This is a genomic window from Pseudomonas sp. UYEF17 (assembly GCF_040546125.1).
GTDB classification, from domain to species: domain Bacteria; phylum Pseudomonadota; class Gammaproteobacteria; order Pseudomonadales; family Pseudomonadaceae; genus Aquipseudomonas; species Aquipseudomonas putida_Z.
Window position 1 is genome coordinate 214,744 of the sequence record NZ_JBEPNE010000004.1, and the last position, 20,998, is coordinate 235,741.

18 protein-coding genes and 1 pseudogene are annotated in these 20,998 nt (G+C 63.1%); 5 read left to right on the plus strand and 14 right to left on the minus strand.

Annotation, left to right across the window (positions count from 1 at the left end; translation table 11 throughout):
• Position 1: 1 nt before the first annotated feature.
• The 10 genes from nuoJ to ABIB24_RS08595 form a co-directional block, all read right to left on the minus strand.
• Positions 2-502: an NADH-quinone oxidoreductase subunit J gene (gene nuoJ, locus ABIB24_RS08550; protein ID WP_003261007.1), complete on the minus strand. Its 501-nt coding sequence runs from the start codon at positions 500-502 to the stop codon at positions 2-4.
• A gap of 10 nt (positions 503-512) precedes the next feature.
• Positions 513-1,061 carry an NADH-quinone oxidoreductase subunit NuoI gene (gene nuoI / locus ABIB24_RS08555; protein WP_003251442.1) on the minus strand — a complete coding sequence of 183 codons (549 nt, stop codon included), beginning with the start codon at positions 1,059-1,061 and terminating at the stop codon, positions 513-515.
• Between the two features lie 11 nt (positions 1,062-1,072).
• Positions 1,073-2,080: an NADH-quinone oxidoreductase subunit NuoH gene (gene nuoH / locus ABIB24_RS08560; protein WP_003251440.1), complete on the minus strand. Its 1,008-nt coding sequence runs from the start codon at positions 2,078-2,080 to the stop codon at positions 1,073-1,075.
• On the minus strand, positions 2,077-4,791 hold the full coding sequence (gene nuoG / locus ABIB24_RS08565) for an NADH-quinone oxidoreductase subunit NuoG (protein WP_137164436.1): 2,715 nt from the start codon (positions 4,789-4,791) through the stop codon (positions 2,077-2,079). Before nuoG ends, nuoH begins: the two co-directional genes overlap by 4 nt.
• Positions 4,792-4,924: 133 nt before the next feature.
• Positions 4,925-6,289: an NADH-quinone oxidoreductase subunit NuoF gene (gene nuoF, locus ABIB24_RS08570; protein ID WP_354316316.1), complete on the minus strand. Its 1,365-nt coding sequence runs from the start codon at positions 6,287-6,289 to the stop codon at positions 4,925-4,927.
• Positions 6,286-6,783 (minus strand): NADH-quinone oxidoreductase subunit NuoE, encoded by a 498-nt coding sequence (gene nuoE / locus ABIB24_RS08575; RefSeq protein ID WP_003251433.1) that lies wholly within the window; start codon positions 6,781-6,783, stop codon positions 6,286-6,288. Before nuoE ends, nuoF begins: the two co-directional genes overlap by 4 nt.
• 2 nt (positions 6,784-6,785) lie before the next feature.
• Positions 6,786-8,567: an NADH-quinone oxidoreductase subunit C/D gene (nuoC, locus tag ABIB24_RS08580; protein WP_013973384.1), complete on the minus strand. Its 1,782-nt coding sequence runs from the start codon at positions 8,565-8,567 to the stop codon at positions 6,786-6,788.
• Between the two features lie 78 nt (positions 8,568-8,645).
• Positions 8,646-9,323 (minus strand): NuoB/complex I 20 kDa subunit family protein, encoded by a 678-nt coding sequence (locus ABIB24_RS08585; protein ID WP_003251429.1) that lies wholly within the window; start codon positions 9,321-9,323, stop codon positions 8,646-8,648.
• Positions 9,324-9,332: 9 nt separating this feature from the next.
• Entirely contained in the window at positions 9,333-9,746 is a 414-nt protein-coding gene (locus tag ABIB24_RS08590) for an NADH-quinone oxidoreductase subunit A (protein WP_003251427.1), read from the minus strand.
• A 383-nt stretch (positions 9,747-10,129) separates the two neighbouring features.
• The gene (locus ABIB24_RS08595; protein WP_289514659.1) at positions 10,130-10,792 is read right to left on the minus strand and encodes a lysoplasmalogenase; all 663 of its coding nucleotides are present in this window, start codon (positions 10,790-10,792) and stop codon (positions 10,130-10,132) included.
• A gap of 218 nt (positions 10,793-11,010) precedes the next feature.
• Here ABIB24_RS08595 and ABIB24_RS08600 point away from each other — a divergent pair, with 218 nt between their 5' ends.
• Both ABIB24_RS08600 and ABIB24_RS08605 read left to right on the plus strand, forming a co-directional pair.
• On the plus strand, positions 11,011-11,220 hold the full coding sequence (locus ABIB24_RS08600) for a hypothetical protein (protein WP_085614412.1): 210 nt from the start codon (positions 11,011-11,013) through the stop codon (positions 11,218-11,220).
• Between the two features lie 156 nt (positions 11,221-11,376).
• Positions 11,377-11,514 (plus strand): annotated as a pseudogene (locus ABIB24_RS08605) (DUF3077 domain-containing protein); the annotation flags it as partial.
• A gap of 241 nt (positions 11,515-11,755) precedes the next feature.
• Here the strand turns inward: ABIB24_RS08605 and aceA are convergent.
• Positions 11,756-13,081: an isocitrate lyase gene (aceA, locus tag ABIB24_RS08610; RefSeq protein WP_013973380.1), complete on the minus strand. Its 1,326-nt coding sequence runs from the start codon at positions 13,079-13,081 to the stop codon at positions 11,756-11,758.
• Positions 13,082-13,570: 489 nt separating this feature from the next.
• Positions 13,571-14,335, minus strand: coding sequence for a secretin N-terminal domain-containing protein (locus tag ABIB24_RS08615; RefSeq protein ID WP_274078687.1), 765 nt, complete (start codon positions 14,333-14,335; stop codon positions 13,571-13,573).
• 155 nt (positions 14,336-14,490) lie between these two features.
• Here ABIB24_RS08615 and ABIB24_RS08620 point away from each other — a divergent pair, with 155 nt between their 5' ends.
• Positions 14,491-16,197, plus strand: coding sequence for a S8/S53 family peptidase (locus ABIB24_RS08620; protein WP_354316318.1), 1,707 nt, complete (start codon positions 14,491-14,493; stop codon positions 16,195-16,197).
• A gap of 84 nt (positions 16,198-16,281) precedes the next feature.
• Positions 16,282-17,724, plus strand: coding sequence for a SulP family inorganic anion transporter (locus ABIB24_RS08625; RefSeq protein WP_025339918.1), 1,443 nt, complete (start codon positions 16,282-16,284; stop codon positions 17,722-17,724).
• A 112-nt stretch (positions 17,725-17,836) separates the two neighbouring features.
• Here the strand turns inward: ABIB24_RS08625 and fusA are convergent, their stop codons facing one another.
• Entirely contained in the window at positions 17,837-19,948 is a 2,112-nt protein-coding gene (fusA, locus tag ABIB24_RS08630) for an elongation factor G (RefSeq protein WP_137164432.1), read from the minus strand.
• 73 nt (positions 19,949-20,021) lie between these two features.
• Positions 20,022-20,447 (minus strand): hypothetical protein, encoded by a 426-nt coding sequence (locus tag ABIB24_RS08635; protein ID WP_274078689.1) that lies wholly within the window; start codon positions 20,445-20,447, stop codon positions 20,022-20,024.
• 245 nt (positions 20,448-20,692) lie between these two features.
• Between ABIB24_RS08635 and ABIB24_RS08640 the strand changes: the two genes are divergently transcribed.
• A complete protein-coding gene (locus ABIB24_RS08640; protein WP_013973376.1) occupies positions 20,693-20,995 on the plus strand; it encodes a hypothetical protein in 303 nt (100 codons plus the stop codon).
• Positions 20,996-20,998: the final 3 nt, after the last annotated feature.

Genomic DNA, 20,998 nt, shown 5'->3' on the forward strand with positions numbered 1-20,998 from the left:
TTTACTCCTTCGCCTCGTTGCGGCCCAGGTGGAAGGCGGTGACGGCCGCGGCCAGCAGCAGCATCGAAGCCAGTTCGACCACCAGCAGGTAGGGGCCGAACAGGCTGATGCCGACTTCTTTCGGGCCCACGGTGGTACCGCTGATGCCGGCGCCGCTCGGGGTGACGAACAGCACGTACAGCAGCTCCAGCAGCAGCAGGGCGGCGAGGATCACCGGCCCGGCCCAGATACCAGGCTTGAGCCAGCCCCGTTCCTGGGCGACCGAAGCCGGCCCGAGGTTGAGCATCATCACCACGAACACGAACAGCACCATGATGGCGCCAGCGTAGGCGATCACTTCCAGGGCGCCGGCGAACGGCGCACCCAGGGCGAAGAAGATCATGGCCACGGAAATCAGCGAAATGATCAGGTAAAGCAAGGCGTGCACGGGGTTGGTGCCGGTCACCACCCGAAGGGTGGAGACCACGGCGATCCCGGATGCGAAGTAGAAAGCGAATTCCATCTTTCTGTCCTTATGGGAGCAAGCTCTTCACGTTGATCGGCTCGGCTTCGTTCTGTGCAGAGCCCTTCGGCTTGCCAGCGATTGCCATGCCGGCAACACGGTAGAAGTTGTAGTCAGGGTTCTTGCCGGGGCCGGAGATCAGCAGATCTTCTTTCTCGTACACCAGGTCCTGACGCTTGAACTCGGCCATTTCGAAATCCGGAGTCAGCTGGATCGCGGTGGTCGGGCACGCTTCTTCACACAGGCCGCAGAAGATGCAGCGCGAGAAGTTGATGCGGAAGAACTCCGGGTACCAGCGGCCGTCCTCGGTCTCGGCCTTCTGCAGCGAGATGCAGCCGACCGGGCAGGCCACCGCGCAGAGGTTGCACGCTACGCAGCGCTCCTCGCCATCGGGGTCGCGGGTGAGGACGATGCGGCCGCGGTAGCGCGGCGGCAGGTACACGGGCTCTTCGGGGTACTGCAGGGTGTCGCGCTTGCGGAACCCGTGGGAGAACACCATTGCCAGGCTGCGCAGCTGGGTGCCGGTGCCCTTAACGATGTCGCCGATATACTTGAACATGGGTCAAATCCTCACTGGGCCGCGACGGCTGGCGTGTTGTAGAGCACGATCGCAGCGGTCACCAGCAAATTGATCAGGGTCAGCGGCAGGCAGAACTTCCAGCTGAAGTCCATCACCTGGTCATAGCGTGGGCGCGGGATCGAGGCGCGCAGCAGGATGAACAGCATGATGAAGAACGCGGTCTTCAGCGCGAACCACAGGAACGACAGTTGCGGCAGGATGCCGAACGGGCCGTGCCAGCCGCCGAAGAACAGGGTTACCAGCAGCGCCGAGATGAGGATGATGCCGATGTACTCACCGACGAAGAACATGCCCCATTTCATGCCGGCATACTCGATGTGGTAGCCGTCGGCCAGTTCCTGTTCCGCTTCTGGCTGGTCGAACGGGTGACGGTGAGTCACGGCGACGCCAGCGATGAAGAAGGTGCAGAAGCCGAAGAACTGCGGAATGATGAACCACAGGTTCTGGGCCTGGTATTCAACGATGTCGCGCATGTTGAACGAACCCACCTGCACCACCACGCCCATCAGCGCCAGGCCCAGGAACACTTCGTACGACACGGTCTGTGCCGAGGCACGCAAGCTGCCCAGCAGGGCGTACTTGTTGTTCGACGACCAGCCGGCGAACAGCACCGCGTAGACAGACAGGCCGGCCATGGCGAAGAAGAACAGCAGGCCGATGTTCAGGTCGGCGACGCCCCAGGTCGGGGTGATCGGGATGACCACGAAAGCGATCAGCAGGGCGCTCATGGCCACTACCGGTGCCAGGGTGAAGATCACGCGGTCGACGAAGGGCGGGTTCCAGTCTTCCTTGAAGAACATCTTCAGCATGTCGGCAGCGATCTGGAACATGCCGAACGGGCCGACGCGGTTCGGACCGTAACGGTCCTGCCACCAGCCCAGCAGGCGGCGCTCGACGAAGCTGAGCAGCGCGCCGCAGACCACCACCGCCAGCAGGACCACGATGGCCCGCAGTACGGTCAGGATCACATCGATCACTTCGGGGGTGAACCAGCTCATTGTGCTGCCTCCTGCAGACCTTCGACGGATGCACCGAAGATGGCAGGCGGAATGCCGGCCAGGCCTTTCGGCAACGCGACCAGGCCAGCGCCCAGCTCTTCATTGATACGCAGCGGCAGGCGCAGGGCCACACCGGCAACGTTCAGGCTCAGCAGGGCACCGTCGTTGACGCCCAGGCGGTCGGCTTCGGACTTGGCCAGGGCCACGTAGGCTGCCGGGATGCGCTCTTGTACCGGGGCGGCGCGCGAGGAGCTTTCTTCGCTGCCGAACAGGTGGAAGAACGGCACGGCAGTCCAGGTGCCACGGGCCGGGTTGAAGGCGCCCGGAATGGCGTTGAACCAGTGCAGGCGGTCGCCTTGCGATTCGATCAGGCGAACGCCCGGGTCACCGGCACGCAGGTGGCCACCGACCTCGTCCTGGAACTTGTTCCAGGCTTGCGGCGAGTTCCAGCCCGGCGACCAGGCGAACGGCACCTGCTGGCGCGGTTCGGCCGAACCCGAGTAGCCTTCCATGGAGAAGGCGAACGCGGTGTCCCTGTCTTGCGGGGTACGCGGCTCGTGCACGCTGATGTTGGCGCGCATGGCGGTACGGCCGGAGTAGCGCAGCGGCTCACGGGCCAGTTTCATGCCCTTGATGCGGAACGCGGCGCTTGGCGCGGCGTTGACGATGCCGGCCAGTTGCGGGGCGGCTTCGGCGCAGGCGCTGGTGACGTGGTCCAGCTGGGTCCAGTCGACCGGCTTGTTCAGCAGGGTGGCACGCAGGGCGTGCATCCAGCGCCAGCCTTCGTGGATCTGGATGCTGCTGTCCAGGTATTGCGGGTCGAATACCTGGAAGAAGCGCTGGGCACGGCCTTCCTGGCTGACCAGGGTACCGTCGCCTTCGGCGAACGAGGCGGCCGGCAGCACCAGGTGGGCGCGGTCGACAGTCGGGGTTTTCGAGTGGTCGGCAACGATCACTACCTTGGCCGCGGCCAGGGCTGCATCGACCTTGGCGGCCGGTACGCGGGCGTACAGGTCGTTTTCCAGCACGACGATGGCGTCGGCCTTGCCGCTGATGACCGCGTCCAGCGCGGCATCGACCGACTCGCCACCGAGCATGGCCAGGCCGAGGCTGTTGGCTTCAGGCACCACCAGGCTCAGCGAGCCGTTCTTCTCGCGCAGTTTCAGCGCCTTGGCGATGTTGGCGGCGGCTTCGATCAGCGCCGGGTCGGCCAGCGAGGTACCGGCCACGACCAGTGGGCGCTTGGCCGCGACCAGGGCGTCGGCGATGCGCTGGGCCAGGGCTTTCGCTTCGGCGTCCAGGCCTTCTACGGCAGGGGCGCTCGGGTCGATGGCGTGGGCCACTGCGAAACCGATGCGGGCCAGGTCGGCCGGGGCGGCGTGCACGCATTCTTCGGCAACGTCGTCCAGCTTGGTTTCAGCCAGCGAAGCGATGAACAGCGGGTACAGCGCGTGCTGGCCGATGTTCTTCACGGCGGCGTCGAGCCACGGCTGCACCTTCATCGCTTCGGCCATGGCCTCGGCCTTGCCCTTGGTGGCCTGGCGCACGGCCAGGGCGACGCGGGCAGCGGTCTGGGTCAGGTCTTCACCGAGCACGAACACGGCGTCGTGGTCTTCGATGTCGCGCAGGGTCGGCACCGGCAGCGGGCTGTTGTTCAGCACGTTCAGGGCCAGGCGTACGCGGGCCAGTTCACCGGCTTCCATGCCCGAGTAGAAGTACTCGGCACCGACCAGCTCACGCAGGCCGTAGTTGCTTTCCAGGCTGGCGCGTGGCGAGCCGATACCGACGATGGTACGGCCGCGCAGCAGGTCGGCGGCCTTGTCCAGGGCGGCGTCCAGGCCCAGCTTGGTGCCGTCGGCCAGGTGTGGCTGGCGTGGGCGATCCTTGCGGTTGACGTAGCCATAGCCGAAGCGGCCGCGGTCGCACAGGAAGTACTGGTTGACCGAACCGTTGAAGCGGTTTTCCACCCGACGCAGTTCGCCGTAGCGCTCGCCCGGGCTGATGTTGCAGCCGCTGGAGCAGCCGTGGCAGATGCTCGGGGCGAACTGCATGTCCCACTTGCGGTTGTAGCGCTCGGAGTGGGTCTTGTCGGTGAACACGCCGGTCGGGCAGACCTCGGTCAGGTTGCCGGAGAATTCGCTTTCCAGCACGCCGTCTTCGACGCGGCCGAAGTACACGTTGTCGTGGGCGCCGTAAACGCCCAGGTCGGTACCACCGGCATAGTCCTTGTAGTAGCGCACGCAGCGGTAGCAGGCAATGCAGCGGTTCATCTCATGGGCGATGAACGGGCCGAGGTCCTGGTTCTGGTGGGTACGCTTGGTGAAACGGTAGCGGCGCTCGTTGTGGCCGGTCATTACCGTCATGTCCTGCAGGTGGCAGTGACCGCCTTCCTCGCACACCGGGCAGTCGTGCGGGTGGTTGGTCATCAGCCATTCGACGACGCTGGCGCGGAACGCCTTGGACTCTTCATCGTCGATGGAGATCCAGGTGCCGTCGGAGGCAGGGGTCATGCAGGACATGACGATACGACCGCGGGTGTCGTTCTCGTCGGTGTATTGCTTGACCGCGCACTGCCGGCAGGCGCCAACGCTACCAAGCGCCGGGTGCCAGCAGAAATAAGGGATGTCGAGGCCGAGCGACAGACAGGCCTGTAACAGGTTGTCTGCACCGTTGACTTCGAGCGCTTTGCCGTCTACGTGGATAGTGGCCATTGTTCAAAGTTCTTCGTTGGCCCGCGTGAGCGGGCGTGGCTAATGGAAATCGGTGAGCTTGTGACACGCCACGATTTCTCGGGCCTGCCGGCAAGCTGGCGAGTGGCACGGACCACCCGCCTTAATCATCTTGTTATGCGCCGACCACGATCGGCTTCGCCAGGTTCGGACGCAGTGCATCGCCAGCACCAACTGGAGCGACACCTGCCTCGAATTCCGAGCGGAAGTATTTGATGGCACTGCCCAGCGGCTCGACGGCACCTGGTGCGTGAGCACAGAAGGTACGGCCAGGGCCGAGGAAGTTGACCAGGCCCAGCAGCGTCTCGATGTCTTCGGCGCGGCCCTGGCCTTTTTCCAGTGCGCGCAGCATCTTCACGCTCCACGGCAGGCCGTCACGGCATGGAGTGCACCAGCCGCACGACTCGCGGGCGAAGAACTCTTCCATGTTGCGCAGCAGCGAAACCATGTTGATGCTGTCGTCCACCGCCATGGCCAGACCGGTACCCATACGGGTGCCGACCTTGGCGATGCCGCCGGCGTACATCTGCGCGTCAAGGTGCTCGGGCAGCAGGAAGCCGGTACCGGCGCCGCCTGGCTGCCAGCACTTGAGCTTGAAGCCGTCGCGCATGCCGCCGGCATAGTCTTCGAACAGTTCGCGGGCGGTGACGCCGAACGGCAGTTCCCACAGGCCCGGGTTCTTCACCTTGCCGGAGAAGCCCATCAGCTTGGTGCCGTGGTCTTCGCTGCCTTCGCGGGCCAGCGACTTGTACCAGTCGTTGCCGTTGGCGACGATGGCCGGGACGTTGCACAGGGTTTCGACGTTGTTCACGCAAGTCGGCTTGCCCCACACGCCAACGGCCGCAGGGAAGGGCGGCTTGGAGCGCGGGTTGGCGCGGCGGCCTTCCAGCGAGTTGATCAGTGCGGTTTCTTCACCACAGATGTAGCGGCCGGCACCGGTGTGCACGAACAGCTCGAAATCGAAACCGCTGCCGAGGATGTTCTTGCCCAGCAGGCCGGCGGCCTTGGCTTCCTCGATGGCGCGGTTGAGGTTTTTCGCTGCGGTGGTGTATTCGCCACGCAGGAAGATGTAGCCACGGTAGGCCTTCAGGGCGCGGGCGCTGATCAGCATGCCCTCGACCAGCAGATGGGGCTGTTGCTCCATCAGCATGCGGTCCTTCCAGGTGTTCGGCTCCATTTCGTCCGCGTTGCACAGCAGGTAGCGGATGTTCATGGATTCGTCTTTGGGCATCAGGCCCCACTTCACGCCAGTGGGGAAGCCTGCACCACCGCGGCCCTTGAGGCCGGAGTCCTTGACGCTTTGCACGATGTCGTCGGCCGACATCTGCGCCAGCGCCTTGCGGGCGGCAGCGTAGCCGTTCTTCGATTCGTACTCGGCAAGCCAGACCGGCTCGCCGTCGTCACGCAGGCGCCAGGTCAGCGGGTGGGTTTCGGCCGTGCGCGCGATGCGGTTGGCCGGGCCGAAGGAAGTAATGGTCATACGTAACCCTCCAGCAGTTTGGAAACGCCAGCCGGCTGCACGTCACCGAAGGTGTCGTCGTCGATCATCAGCGCCGGGGCCTTGTCGCAGTTGCCCAGGCAGCACACCGGCAGCAGGGTGAAGCGCCCGTCGGCGGTGGTCTGGCCCAGGCCGATGCCCAGTTCGCTTTGAATCTGGCTGACCACGGATTCATGGCCGCCGATGTAGCAGACCATGCTGTCGCACACACGGATGATGTGGCGGCCGACCGGCTGACGGAAGATCTGGCTGTAGAAGGTGGCGACACCTTCGACGTCGCTGGCCGGGATGCCCAGTACTTCGCCGATGGCGTGGATGGCGCCGTCCGGCACCCAGCCACGTTCCTTCTGGACGATCTTCAGGGCTTCGATGGACGCCGCGCGCGGGTCCTCGTAGTGATGCATTTCGTGCTCGATGGCCGAGCGCTCGGTTTCGCTCAGGGCGAAACGGTCTGTCTGGATAAGCGTGCTGTTCATGCTTAGCGGTCCACGTCAGCCATAACGAAGTCGATACTGCCCAGGTACGCAATGAGGTCGGCGACCATGCTGCCTTTGATCACCGAAGGGATCTGCTGCAGGTGCGGGTAGCTCGGGGTACGGATCCGGGTGCGGTAGCTCATGGTGCCGCCATCGCTCGTCAGGTAGTAACTGTTGATGCCCTTGGTCGCCTCGATCATCTGGAACGACTCGTTGGCCGGCATGACCGGGCCCCACGAGACTTGCAGGAAGTGCGTGATCAGGGTTTCGATGTGCTGCAGGGTGCGCTCTTTCGGCGGCGGCGTGGTCAGCGGGTGATCCGCCTTGTACGGGCCTTCCGGCATGTTGCGCAGGCACTGGTCGATGATGCGGATACTCTGGCGCATCTCCTCGACACGGACCATGCAGCGATCGTAGGCATCGCCGTTGTGGGCCAGCGGTACTTCGAACTCGAAGTTCTCGTAGCCGGAGTAGGGGCGGGCTTTACGCAGGTCGAAGTCGCAACCGGTGGCACGCAGGCCGGCACCGGTGGTACCCCAGGCCAGGGCTTCCTTGGTGTTGTACGCGGCAACGCCGATGGTACGGCCCTTGAGGATGCTGTTCTGCAGGGCCGCCTTTTCGTACTCGTCGAGGCGCTTGGGCAGCCATTCGACGAAGTCCTTGACCAGCTTGTCCCAGCCGCGCGGCAGGTCGTGGGCGACGCCACCGATGCGGTACCAGGCCGGGTGCAGGCGGAAACCGGTGATCGCTTCGATCACGGTGTACGCGCGCTGGCGGTCGGTGAAGGTGAAGAACACCGGGGTCATGGCGCCGACGTCCTGGATGTAGGTACCCAGGAACAGCAGGTGGCTGGTGATACGGAAGAACTCGGCCAGCATCACGCGGATGGTGTCGACCTTCTGTGGCACCTTGATGCCGGCCAGCTTTTCGACCGCGAGCACGTACGGCAGGTTGTTCATTACCCCGCCGAGGTAGTCGATACGGTCGGTGTAGGGGATGAAGCTGTGCCAGGACTGGCGCTCGGCCATTTTCTCGGCGCCACGGTGGTGGTAGCCGATGTCCGGTACGCAGTCGACGATCTCTTCACCGTCCAGCTGCAGGACGATACGGAAGGCACCGTGCGCGGAAGGGTGGTTGGGGCCGAGGTTGAGGAACATGTAGTCCTCGTTGGCGCCTTGGCGCTTCATGCCCCAGGCTTCCGGGTTGAAGCGTGCCGATTCCTCTTCAAGCTGCTGCTTGGCCAGGGTCAGGCTGTAGGGGTCGAACTCGGTGGCGCGGGCCGGATAGTCCTTGCGCAGCGGGTGGCCTTCCCAGGTGGGCGGCATCATGATGCGGCTGAGGTGCGGGTGGCCGGCAAAGTCGATGCCGAACATGTCCCAGACTTCGCGCTCGTACCAGTTGGCGTTCGGCCAGATACCGGTCACGGTCGGCAGGTTCAGGTCGCCTTCGCTGAGCGACACCTTGATCATCACATCGCTGTTACGCTCGATCGACAGCAGGTGGTAGAACACGCTGAAGTCGGCAGCTGGCAGGCCGCGGCGCTGGGTGCGCAGGCGCTCGTCGACGCCGTGCAGGTCGTACAGCATGCTGTACGGTTTGGCCACGCCGCGCAGGAAGCTGAGCACTTCCTTGAGCTGCTCGCGCTTGACCCACAGCACGGGCATGCCGGTGCGGGTTTCCTGGGCGACGAATGCTTCGGCGCCAAAACGGTTGTGCAGTTCGACGACCACATCCTGGTCGTCAGCCTTGTAGGGCGGAATGAAAATAGCGTTGTCCGCTGTCATGGTCTCGGTCGCTTTGGGTCAACGTTAAGAATGAAGCCAGGCCGCCGGCTCCAGGGGAGCGGGCGGCAGGTCGCTGGATCAGACTTCGTCGGGGCTGCGCAGGTTGGTTACTGCAATGCGCTGCTCACGACGCAGGTCTTTCTGGGCTGGCATCTCGGCACGGTAAATACCTTGATCACCAACAACCCAGGAAAGCGGGCGTCGTTCTTGGCCGATCGACTCCTGCAGCAGCATCAAGCCTTGCAGGAAAGCCTCAGGGCGTGGCGGGCAGCCAGGCACATAGACGTCCACGGGGAGGAACTTGTCGACCCCCTGAACGACCGAGTAGATGTCGTACATGCCGCCGGAGTTGGCGCACGAACCCATGGAGATGACCCATTTCGGCTCGAGCATCTGCTCGTACAGGCGCTGGATGATCGGCGCCATCTTGACGAAGCAGGTACCGGCGATGACCATGAAGTCGGCCTGACGCGGCGATGCCCGGATGACTTCGGCGCCGAAGCGGGCGATGTCGTGGGGTGCCGTGAAGGCCGTGGTCATTTCCACGTAGCAGCAGGACAGGCCGAAGTTGTACGGCCAGAGGGAGTTCTTGCGGCCCCAGTTGACCGCGCCACGCAGCACATCTTCAAGCTTGCCCATGAAGATGTTCTTGTGGACCTGGTCCTCCAGCAGTTGATCGGTGACGGTTTCCCGTTCACCGACCGGGTACTGCTCGTTGGGCGCATCCGGATCGATTCTGGTGAGATTGTATTGCATGCCAAAGCCTCATTGTTTCAGCTTCGCTTGCCGCTTGCGGCGACCTTCGGGAGCCCAATCAAGTGCCCCGACGCGCCATAGGTAGACAAGACCAGCCAACAGAATTGCTATGAAAACGAGTGCTTCGACGAATCCGGTCCAGCCGCTTTCGCGGACGGACACAGACCATGCAAAGAGAAAGAGGGCTTCGATATCGAAGATCACGAACAGCATCGCGACCAGATAGAATTTGGCGGACAGGCGCAGGCGGGCGCTGCCGACGGGCAGCATGCCGGATTCGAAGGGTTCGTTCTTGGCGCGGCCCCAGGCCTTGCTACCGAGCAGGCTGGACAGGCCGAGCATGAAGGCGCACAGGCCGACGACACCCAGGAGGAAGATGGCAAAGCCCCAGTTGTGGGCGATGAGTCCTGCCGAATCGGACATGCTAGAGATCCTTATACAGAGACCCAGCTCTGCAGTCTGAAATAAGTGTAGAGCGGCGACTTGGTGTCGCACATGCAGTGACCAAATGTCGCAGCTGAATCAATCGCGCTGATTTTATGGGTAAACCCCGTGCAAGTAAAATTTCTGTCGCAAATTTATTCGTAGGATTAAGTACAAAAGCCGCTTGTAACTGGCTGAAAGCCTTGAGATTCGGGCATTGCGTGCGGTTTTGTTAATTATGTTTCTTGCGACGGGTAACGAATTGCAAGTTTCGTAATGATAATTGATATCATTTGACCTGATGCCTGATATTTCCCCTGTTCTGCGTCTTGTAAAGTTCATCTGGCGATTCCCCCTACTTGCAAATGCGAAAAACGCCTGTTCTAGCAGCTTTCGACACCGCTTGCCCCGCTCTGGGTCAATACTTTATCGATTGAGCGATGACTGGCTGATGAAGCGATCGCCCACTGGCCGAGCCAGTAGGTGAGGATGATCAGGTACGGCGCGGCGGCGAACGGGCTGACGAAGCGGTCGATACCGATCAGGCTGTCGGAGAGCACGAACAGGCAGGCGCCGAGCGCGGCGAGCCCGCCACAGGCCAGGGCGCGCCAGAGCATGGCGCTGATGGCCAAGGCATAGAGCACGACCGGGATCAGTAGCGGGCCGAGGCCGTGGCTGGCCAATACGCCGAGCAAAGTGATGCCGGTGATGGCGCTCAGCAGCAGTGCGGGCAGGGCTGGGCGGAGGGTCTGGCTGCAATAGGCGCGCAGGTAGGCCAGGTGAGCGCAGAGGAAGGCAGCCAGGCCGAACACGAACAGGTCGGTGGGGATGGCCAGCAGGATGTCGCCGAGTACCGAGAATGCCAGGCCGAGGGTTATCCAGCGGCGATAAGGTGTGGCGGGAGCACTGCGCAGCCAGGCGATCAGGGCCAGTACCGGGATCGGTTTGGCCAGCAGGGCGAGCAGGGTGTTGTCGCTGGCCAGTGCATATATATAGAGGGCGGCGGCGACCAGGGCGAGAATCATCAGGTGGCTTGGACGAAGCATGGGCGGTCCTTGCGGCTGTGCTGCCTCAAGCATAGACCTGATCGTGGGTTTTGCCGGTGATGCCTTTGGATTGTGTTGGGGCTGTCATGGGCTTGATGAAAGGAATGTGGCGCCTGTGAGACCGAGCGCCGCCCGCGCGGCGCTCGATCTATGCAACACCGCAAAAACCAAGGCAGGCACCTCGCCGCCCTGACGCAACCGGGCGCAGAACACCTGAGATGTCGGATTTCGAAGATACCCTGATCCAGGCCACCGACTACGCACTGTGCGCGGCGACCGTGGTGCATCAGGCCTTGCTGCTGCAGCCCAAATCACCGGCATCGATCCTGATGATGACCTCGATGCATGAGCTTGAGGCGCTGCGGGCTTTGCTTGAGTCGGCATTGATCCAGGTGCAGATGCCTGCTGAGCCTCGGACTTTGCACTGAGGCTTGAGTGATGTGTTGTCTGGGCGGGCCTCTTCGCGGGTGAACCCGCTCCCACAGGATCACCACAGTCTTCAAGGCTTGCACAGTCCCTGTGGGAGCGGGTTTACCCGCGAAAGGGCCCGTCCAGGCAGTCGAGAATTTTCAGGGGATTCAAAAATGACCACAGAAGACACCCAATTCACTGTCGGCAAGACCACGTTCTACCAAGGCGAAAACGGCACCCACCCACTGTTCCGCATCGAGCCAGGCATTCCCTGTCGAGACGCCCGCGAGCAGTCCTCGGCGGAACTGGGCATGAAGCACTGAGGTAGTGCAGGGCTTCGCGATTGCTTTGTAGGAGCGGCCTTGTGTCGCGAAAGGGCCGCAGAGCGGCCCCGGGATTTAAGCATCGAGGCAAAAAATGCTGGGGCTGCTTTGCAGCCCTTTCGCGACACAAGGCCGCTCCTACAGGGTTCGTGTATTTCTGGGTACAGACCAAAAAGAAAGGCCCGGGGCTTCAACAAGCCTCGGGCCTTTCTTCAACAGCAACCCACTATCAGTGGAATTGCTCTTCCTCGGTCGAACCGGTCAGTGCAGTCACCGACGATGCGCCACCCTGGATCACGGTGGTCATGTCGTCGAAGTAGCCAGTGCCCACTTCCTGCTGGTGCGCCACGAAGGTGTAGCCTTTGTTGGCGTCAGCGAACTCCTGCTCCTGCAGCTTCACGTAGGCGGTCATGTCGTTGCGGGCGTAGTCGTGCGCCAGGTTGAACATGCCGTGCCACATGTTGTGAATGCCGGCCAGGGTGATGAACTGGTGCTTGTAGCCCATGGCCGACAGCTCGCGCTGGAACTTGGCGATGGTCGCGTCGTCCAGGTTCTTCTTCCAGTTGAAGGACGGCGAGCAGTTGTACGACAGGATCTGGTCCGGGTACTCCTTCTTGATCGCTTCTGCGAAGCGGCGGGCTTCGTCCAGGTCCGGCTTGGCGGTTTCGCACCAGATCAGGTCGGCGTACGGTGCGTAGGCCAGGCCGCGGGCGATGGCCTGGTCGAGGCCGGCGCGTACCTTGTAGAAGCCTTCACGGGTGCGCTCGCCAATCACGAACGGCTGGTCGTACGGGTCGCAGTCGCTGGTCAGCAGGTCGGCGGCGTTGGCGTCGGTACGGGCCAGGATGATGGTCGGCACGCCCGATACGTCAGCTGCCAGGCGCGCGGCCACCAGCTTTTGCACGGCTTCCTGGGTCGGTACCAGCACCTTGCCACCCATGTGGCCGCATTTTTTCACCGAGGCCAGCTGGTCTTCGAAGTGCACGCCGGCGGCGCCTGCTTCGATCATGTTCTTCATCAGCTCGTAGGCGTTCAGTACGCCACCGAAACCGGCTTCGGCGTCGGCCACGATCGGTGCGAAGTAGTCGATGTAGCCATCGTCGCCCGGGTTCTTGCCAGCTTTCCACTGGATCTGGTCGGCGCGGCGGAAGGCGTTGTTGATGCGCTTGACCACGGTCGGTACCGAGTCGACCGGGTACAGCGACTGGTCAGGGTACATGGACTCGGCGGAGTTGTTGTCGGCGGCAACCTGCCAGCCGGACAGGTAGATGGCCTGGATGCCGGCCTTGACCTGCTGCACTGCCTGGCCGCCGGTCAGGGCGCCCATGCAGTTGACGAAATCTTTTTCTGGGCGGAAGGACGGGTGGGCACCTTCGGTGACCAGCTTCCATAGTTTTTCTGCACCCAGGCGGGCCAGGGTGTGCTCCGGCTGCAGGGAGCCACGCAGGCGAACGACATCAGCGGCGGTGTAGGTACGGGTCACGCCTTTCCAGCGCGGGTTCTCGGCCCAGTCTTTCTCGAGGGCTGCAATTTGCTGTTCGCGTGTCAGTGCCATGGAAATAAACCTCGTCGCATCGATCTTGGGGTAATTGTGCTGATGCTCGGAGCAGATCAGGAGCTGGCGGCTGTCCTGTTCGCAGGAGTGCGGCGGCGAACGCGAAGGCTCGAAGGGGAAGGGTGTGCAGGCCAGGCGAAAGGGTGCTCCGGCAGGTTGGCTCGTGGTTGCCTTGCTGCGGTGCTACGCGGTTGCCAGTACTGCGGTGATGCGCTTCCGTCCCTCGGGACAACTTCTTCGTTGCAGTCGCAATCCCGTCGAACCGCCTTGTGGGCCGTATAGACACGAGACGCCTCCAGGGGTGGGAGGAGTGCGCCTCGAAGGCCCTTGCCAGGGCCCCTGATTAGCGGGAGCGAGGCCATCATGCCCTTGGGAAAAAGACCCTGTCAAATGTTTTGTAGTGGTTTTTTTCACTTACTACATCTTTGGTCTAATGCGACTTGGCAGTCAGTTTCAAGGCCTTTGGTCGAGGCCTTGAATTGCCTGGGATCAGTCGAGAAGGTCGACTTTGACACGCAAAGTCATGTTTTCACCCCGTTGGGTGCTGTAACTGTGGCTTGACGCGCTACGGTCGGCTTGGCTCTGCTGGTTGTAGCCGGCCAGGGTGATCCATTCTCCGAGCTTGCCGGTGATTGTCGTGTCGGTGCTTTGCACTTTCACTACATCAGTACGTTCCTGGCTGATGCGATCATTATTGGTGCTTATTTGCAGACGAACCGTATCGCCACTCAAGCTGGGCGTGACGTAGAAACCCTGGGTCACGTTGCGGTATTCGGTATTGCTCTGGATGCGCCCGTACCCGTCGGTGCTGGTGCTGGTGATCGGGATGCTCTGGCCGACCTGGATCAGCGCCGGCTGGCCTTCGCTGGCCTGAATCTGCTGCATGCCGCCGTCACGGTTGCTGGTGCCGTAGTGGATGACACGTGCGTTGCCACGGTTGTCCTGGAAGTTGCTGTCGTTGTTGTCGACGCTGATCAGCAGGCGCTTGGGTGCGGTGTCCAGCTGTTGCAGCAGGGTGCGCAGGTCGTCGATGCGCTCGGGGCTGGCGTTGACGATCAGCTTGTTCTCGAAGGCGCTGACCGTGCCATCCTTGGCGATGAATGCCTGGGCGGCAGGTAGCAGTTCGGCGCTGCTGCGGTGTTGTAGCGGCAATACCTCGGTGGCGGCCTGGGCGGTGAGGCTGGCGGCCAGCAGCAAGGCGGCGAATAGGGGGCGTAGCGGCATGTCCATGATCTCCGCAGGTGGAATGGACATGATGGCAAATTTACTGACTTCCTGCCGGGTCTGGATCATGTCGATGATGGGGAAGTGGCTACGAAAGCACCTGGGGCGAGACGGCTGTCCGCCATAGCTGAACCTTTGATCTTTCCCGTCAGTCGCATTCACAGGGAGTGAGTGGGGCTGATGGCATGAAGCGTGGTCTGATCCTGTTGTTATGGCTTTGCAGCCTTGGTGCCGAGGCTGCAGCTGATTCGTTGCGCATCAAACAGCTGCAGCGTTGTGGCGACCTGTTTGGCGATGGCCAGCAGCAATGGTGCCTGCGCGCCGAGGGGCTCGGGGCGCAGCTGCCGACGGTCTGGCTCGGTGGTGCGCGGCTGCCGACAGCCGATTTCGAGCGGCAAGGTGACCGGCTTACGCTGAAATTGGCCAAACAAGCCCTGCGCAGTGCTCCGCTGTGGCTGGAGGACGGCGAGCGCACCAGCAACCCGGTTTGGCTGACCCGCCAGCGCAGCCATGTTGTGGCCGCCGGGCCTGATGAAGTGGCGAAGAACATGGATGGCCTCACCACCTATGTGGACCTGGTAAGCCTTTTGATCGAGGAAAAACATGATGGCCTCGGCGAAGCCCGACGGATCGCCGGGAAGTACGGCGCCCAGGTCGTGGGTGCCATACCGCCGCTGAATGTCTACCAGTTGCGCTTGCCGGTGGGTGACCTGGTGCAGCGCGACGCGATGATCCTGCGCATGGGCAGTGAAGTCAGCGTGGATGCAGTGATTGTCGAGGAGTCTGCCCCGGAGCGTGGCGAGGAAGGCAGCGGGCGTGACGCCCTGGCCATCGATCAGGCGGATGAGTGGGCCGCCAACCGCTTCATGGACGCGCTGTACTACTACCAGCGGCGAGTTGCCGCTTCCAGCTTGCCGGTGCAACCGGTGCGGGTCGGGGTAATCGAGCGAGAGGTGGACTTTGACGCGCCAGGCTTCAGCCATTATCGAGGGCGCTGCGAGCAGGCGCAGACATGCCTGTATGCGCGCGACGGTGATCGCCCAGGCAGTCACGGCAGCCATGTGGCCGGTATCCTGGCGAATCAGGATGAAGGCTTTTTGCCAAAGCTGGGCAAGCACAGTCCTGGCTTCGAGGTGATTGTCGAGCGCAACTCGGATGCTGGTATCACCGCCAACATCGCTGCATCGGTGAACCTGGTCGAGGATGGGGTGCGGGTGTTGAACTGGAGCTGGGGCATCCATCGGGTAGGCGCGCGCGATGTCAAAGGTGACGAAGTCGATTCGCTGGTGCGTTCCGGGCTGGCCATGAGTGGCTATGAGGAACTGCTCGAGGAGTTCTTCCTGTGGCTGCGCGCCGAGCACCCTGATGTGGTGGTGGTCAACTCGGCGGGTAATGGTGCGTCCTGGTCGGGTACCGATGAATATCGCCTGCCATCGTCGTTCATCACCGAACAATTGCTGGTGGTGGGCGGGCACCAGCGCAGTGACAAGTCAGTGGCGGTCGAACACCCTGGCCATGTGCGCAAGCGCCATAGCTCCAACATCGACATGCGCGTGGATGTCAGTGCGGCGGCCTGCATTCGCCCGGGTGCGGGCACTGCGCATTGTGGCACGTCGTACGCAACGCCGCTGGTGACTGCAACCGTGGCGACGATGCTGTCGATCAACCCGGCGCTGACCCCCGAGCAGGTGCGCATGCTGTTGCGGTGCAGCGCCTTGACCCTGGGCACCGAGCAGGATTTCGAAGCGATGGACGCCGAGGACCTGACGGCGCCGATCCTGCCGTCTGAGCGTGGCGGCCAACTGAACCACCCCGACCTGGGGCGTTCGGCGCGCCTGGACATGCAGCGCGCTCTGGACCTGGCCGTGCAAAGCCGGGAGCGGGTGCGCTGAACGGTGGCCGCTGCCAGACAAATTCCGTAACATCGCGCCCGCTTGTTTTCGATCCGTCCATCCGGACTGCACCACAGGATGCCCATGAAACCCGCCCGACTTCGCGCCGACGTGCTCGCCGGCCTGACCACCTCATTCGCCCTGGTGCCCGAGTGCATCGCCTTTGCCCTGGTGGCTCACCTCAACCCGCTGATGGGCCTGTATGGCGCCTTCATCATCTGCACCCTGACGGCGCTGTTCGGTGGTCGGCCGGGGATGATTTCCGGTGCCGCCGGCTCGATGGCGGTGGTGATCGTTGCGCTGGTGGTGCAGCACGGTGCGCAGTACCTGCTGGCCACGGTTTTGCTGGGCGGCGTGGTGATGATCCTGTTCGGCTTGCTACGCCTGGGCAAGCTGGTGCGGTTGGTGCCGTACCCGGTGATGCTCGGCTTCGTCAACGGCCTGGCGATCGTCATTGCCATGGCCCAGCTGGAGCACTTCAAAGAGGGCGGGCACTGGCTCGGCGGTACGCCGCTGTACCTGATGATCGGCCTGGTGGCGCTGACCATGGCGGTGGTCTACGTGCTGCCGAAGTTGACCCGTGCGGTGCCGCCAGCGCTGGTGGCGATCCTTGGCGTTGGTTTGCTGGTGTACCTGCTCGGCCTGCCCACGCGCACCCTGGGCGACATGGCGCGCATCGCCGGTGGCCTGCCGCAGCTGGCCCTGCCGGACGTGCCGTGGAACCTCGAGACCCTGAAGATCATCGCCCCCTACGCGGTGCTGATGGCCATGGTCGGCCTGCTGGAAACCCTGCTCACGCTCAACCTGACCGATGAAATCACCGAGAGCCGTGGCTACCCGGACCGCGAGTGCGTGGCACTGGGCGCGGCCAACATGGTTTCCGGCCTGTGCGGTGGCATGGGTGGTTGCGCGATGATCGGCCAGACGGTGATCAACCTCAGCTCCAATGGCCGTGGCCGGCTGTCAGGTGTGGTGGCCGGGGTGATGGTCTTGCTGTTCGTGCTGTTCCTGTCGCCGCTGATCGAGCGTATTCCGCTGGCGGCGCTGGTCGGGGTGATGTTCGTGGTGGCGCAGCAGACCTTTGCCTGGGCGTCGTTGCGGGTGCTGCACAAGGTGCCGCTGAGCGATGTGCTGGCGATCATTGCCGTGACCGTGGTAACGGTGCTCACCGACCTGGCGGTGGCGGTGCTGTTCGGCATCGTCATCGCGGCGGTGAACTTTGCCTGGCAGCATGCGCGGGAGCTGTATGCCGACAGCCATGAGGATGCGGAGGAGGGCAAGCATTACCAGGTGCATGGCACGCTGTTCTTTGCCTCGACTACGGTTTTCCTGAACCAGTTCGACCCGGCTAACGACCCGGCCAAGGTGACCCTGGATTGCCAGCATTTGAGCTTTGTCGATTATTCGGCTATTGCGGCGTTGAAGACCTTGCGGGAGCGGTATGCGAGGGCGGGCAAGCAGTTGCGGGTGGTGCATCTGTCCGAGCGCTGCAAGAAGCTGCTGAAGCGGGCTGGGGAGCAGCACTGAGAAGGGTTGTTGCCTGTGCCGGCCTCTTCGCGGGCGCGCCCGCTCCCACAGGGATCGCATAACCCTTGTGGGAGCGGGCATGCCCGCGAAGAGGCCGGTGCAGGAGAAGGTTTTATTCCCCGCGGTTCTTCTTGACGATGGCATCGGCAATGCTCGCCGGTGCCTCGGCATAACGGGTGAACTCCATCGAGAAGCTGGCCCGGCCCTGGGTCATGGAGCGCATCGAGGTGGCGTAGCCGAACATCTCGCCCAGCGGCACCTCGGCACGGATCACCTTGCCGGCCGGCGTTTCGTCACCGTCCTGGATCATCCCGCGGCGCCGGCTCAGGTCGCCGAGGATGTCACCCTGGTACTCCTCCGGGGTCACCACCTCCACCTTCATCACCGGCTCCAGCAACACCGCCCCACCTTTCTGCGACAGCTGCTTGGTGGCCATCGAGGCGGCGATCTTGTAGGCCATTTCGTTCGAGTCGACATCGTGGTACGAGCCGTCGAACACCGCTGCCTTCAGGTTAATCAGCGGGTAGCCGGCCAGCACGCCGTTCTTCATCTGCTCCTCGATGCCTTTCTGGATAGCCGGGATGTATTCGCGTGGTACCACGCCGCCAACGATCTCGTTGATGAACTCCAGGCCTTCCTTGCCCTCGTCGCCGGGGGCGAAGCGGATCCAGCAGTGGCCGTACTGGCCTCGGCCGCCGGACTGGCGGACGAAGCGGCCCTCGATCTCGCAGGTGTTGCGGATTTTCTCGCGGTAGGCCACCTGCGGCTTGCCGATGTTGGCCTCGACGTTGAACTCGCGGCGCATGCGGTCGACGATGATGTCCAGGTGCAACTCACCCATGCCCGAGATAATGGTCTGGCCGGTCTCCTCGTCGGTGCGCACACGGAATGACGGGTCCTCCTGGGCCAGCTTGCCCAGGGCGATGCCCATTTTTTCCTGGTCGGCCTTGGTCTTGGGCTCCACTGCCACGGAAATTACCGGGTCGGGGAAGTCCATGCGTTCGAGGATGATCGGCTTGTCCATGTCGCACAGGGTGTCGCCGGTGGTCACGTCCTTCATGCCGATCAGCGCGGCGATGTCGCCGGCGCACACATCCTTGATTTCAGCCCGCTGGTTGGCATGCATCTGCACCATGCGGCCGATGCGTTCCTTCTTGCCCTTTACCGAGTTGAGTACCGCGTTGCCGGAGCTGAGCACGCCGGAGTAGACCCGGGCGAAGGTCAGGGTGCCGACGAACGGGTCGGTGGCGATCTTGAATGCCAGGGCCGAGAACGGCTCGCTGTCGTCGGCGTGTCGCTCCAGGTGCTTTTCTTCGTCATCCGGGTCGGTGCCCTTGATGGCCGGGATCTCCGACGGGGCGGGCAGGTAGTCGATGACCGCGTCGAGCATCAGCGGCACGCCCTTGTTCTTGAACGACGAGCCGAGGATGGTCGGCACGATTTCATTGGCGATGGTGCGTTGGCGCAGTGCGGCCTTGATCTCGTCGATGCTCAGTTCCTCGCCATCGAGAAACTTCATGGTGAGCTCGTCATTGGCTTCGGCGGCGGCCTCGACCATGTGCGCGCGCCATTCGTCGGCAAGCGGCTGCAGCTCGGCGGGTATGTCTTCTTCGCGGTAGCTGGTGCCCTGGTCGGCATCGTTCCAGTAGATGGCCTTCATCTTCACCAGGTCGATCTGGCCGATGAAGTTCTCTTCGCTGCCGATGGCCAGCTGGATCGGCACCGGGTGGTGGCCCAGGCGCTGGTCGATCTGCTTGACCACGCGCAGGAAGTCGGCGCCCTGGCGGTCCATCTTGTTGATGTAGGCCAGGCGCGGCACATGGTACTTGTTGGCCTGGCGCCATACGGTCTCGGACTGCGGTTCGACCCCGTCCGCGCCGCTGAACACCACTACCGCGCCATCGAGCACGCGCAGCGAGCGTTCCACCTCGATGGTGAAGTCGACGTGGCCCGGGGTGTCGATGATGTTGAAGCGGTACTTGTGGGCGAACTGCTTGGTCGAGCCCTGCCAGAAGGCAGTGGTCGCCGCCGAGGTGATGGTAATGCCGCGCTCCTGCTCCTGGGCCATCCAGTCCATGGTCGCGGCACCATCGTGCACTTCGCCCATCTTGTGGTTGACCCCGGTGTAGAACAGGATCCGCTCGGTGGTCGTGGTCTTGCCGGCGTCCACGTGGGCGACGATACCGATATTGCGGTACAGCTCGATGGGCGTTGTACGGGCCATGGCGGACTACCTGCGGATGAGCGGATTCTCCCACGGTAGCAGAACGGGAGAATCCTGCTTTACCGCCGGGCCGTCAGTCGGCCTGGGCTTGCAGCAGCCACTGGCCATCCACTTCGCGGGCCAGGCCGCTGGCAGGCAGCAGGGCCAGCAGGCGCGTGTGCAGGGCGGCCTCGGTGAAGGTCTTGAGGGTGGCCAGGTCCAGTGCGCCGATCAGGTTGAGATCGGCCTTGGTGTACGACAGCCAGGCCTTTTTCAGGGCCTGGGCGACGTCGCTGCCGGAGGTGCTGGCAAAGCGGCGGTGCCATTGGCGGCCGTCGAAGGTGAAGGTGTGGGCGTAGCTGTAGGTGCCTTGGTCGCCACCTTCGGTACAGCGATGGCAACGGCACGGGCCTTCGCCGAAGGCGTTGCGCAGGTAGCTGTTGAAGTCCACCACGGGCTTGAGGGACAGGCGTTTGTCGACCTCGAACAGGTCGGCGATCAGGGGTTCTTCGGCGCTCACTCGGGATCCTCGTGTGGTGTGGCGTGCATCGGCGGGCACCCTAACAGATCGGGGCATTCAGATCACCTTTTGCAGGCCCGGCCTCTTCGCGGGCTCGCCCGCTCCCACAGGGACCGCACATTGCCCAAGGCGTGCGCAGTACCTGTGGGAGCGGGCGTGCCCGCGAAGAGGCCGGTAGAGACAATGGAGATCACCTGCCGTACTCTACGCGCCCATACGCCTACACACCCACAGAGGTAACCCGCTTGAGCACCAAGTACCCGTACATCGCCACCATCACCGTCAGCGCCGAAGACCGCGGCGGCGACGCCGAGGCCTCGGAAAACCCCAACATGCGCGTTGGCCTGGAAGCGGTGACCGAAACGCTGAAGAAGGTGCATTTCGTCGGTACGCTCGCAGCCCCCGAAAAGAACGCCACGCACATCTGCGTGACCCTGGAGAACGGCCTGACCTACTACGGCCCGATCGTCAACGGCCACGCCGAACTCGAAGGCGGCTGGATTGCCTTCGAGTCCGACATGCTCACCCCGCAGGAACTGGGTCTTTAAGCC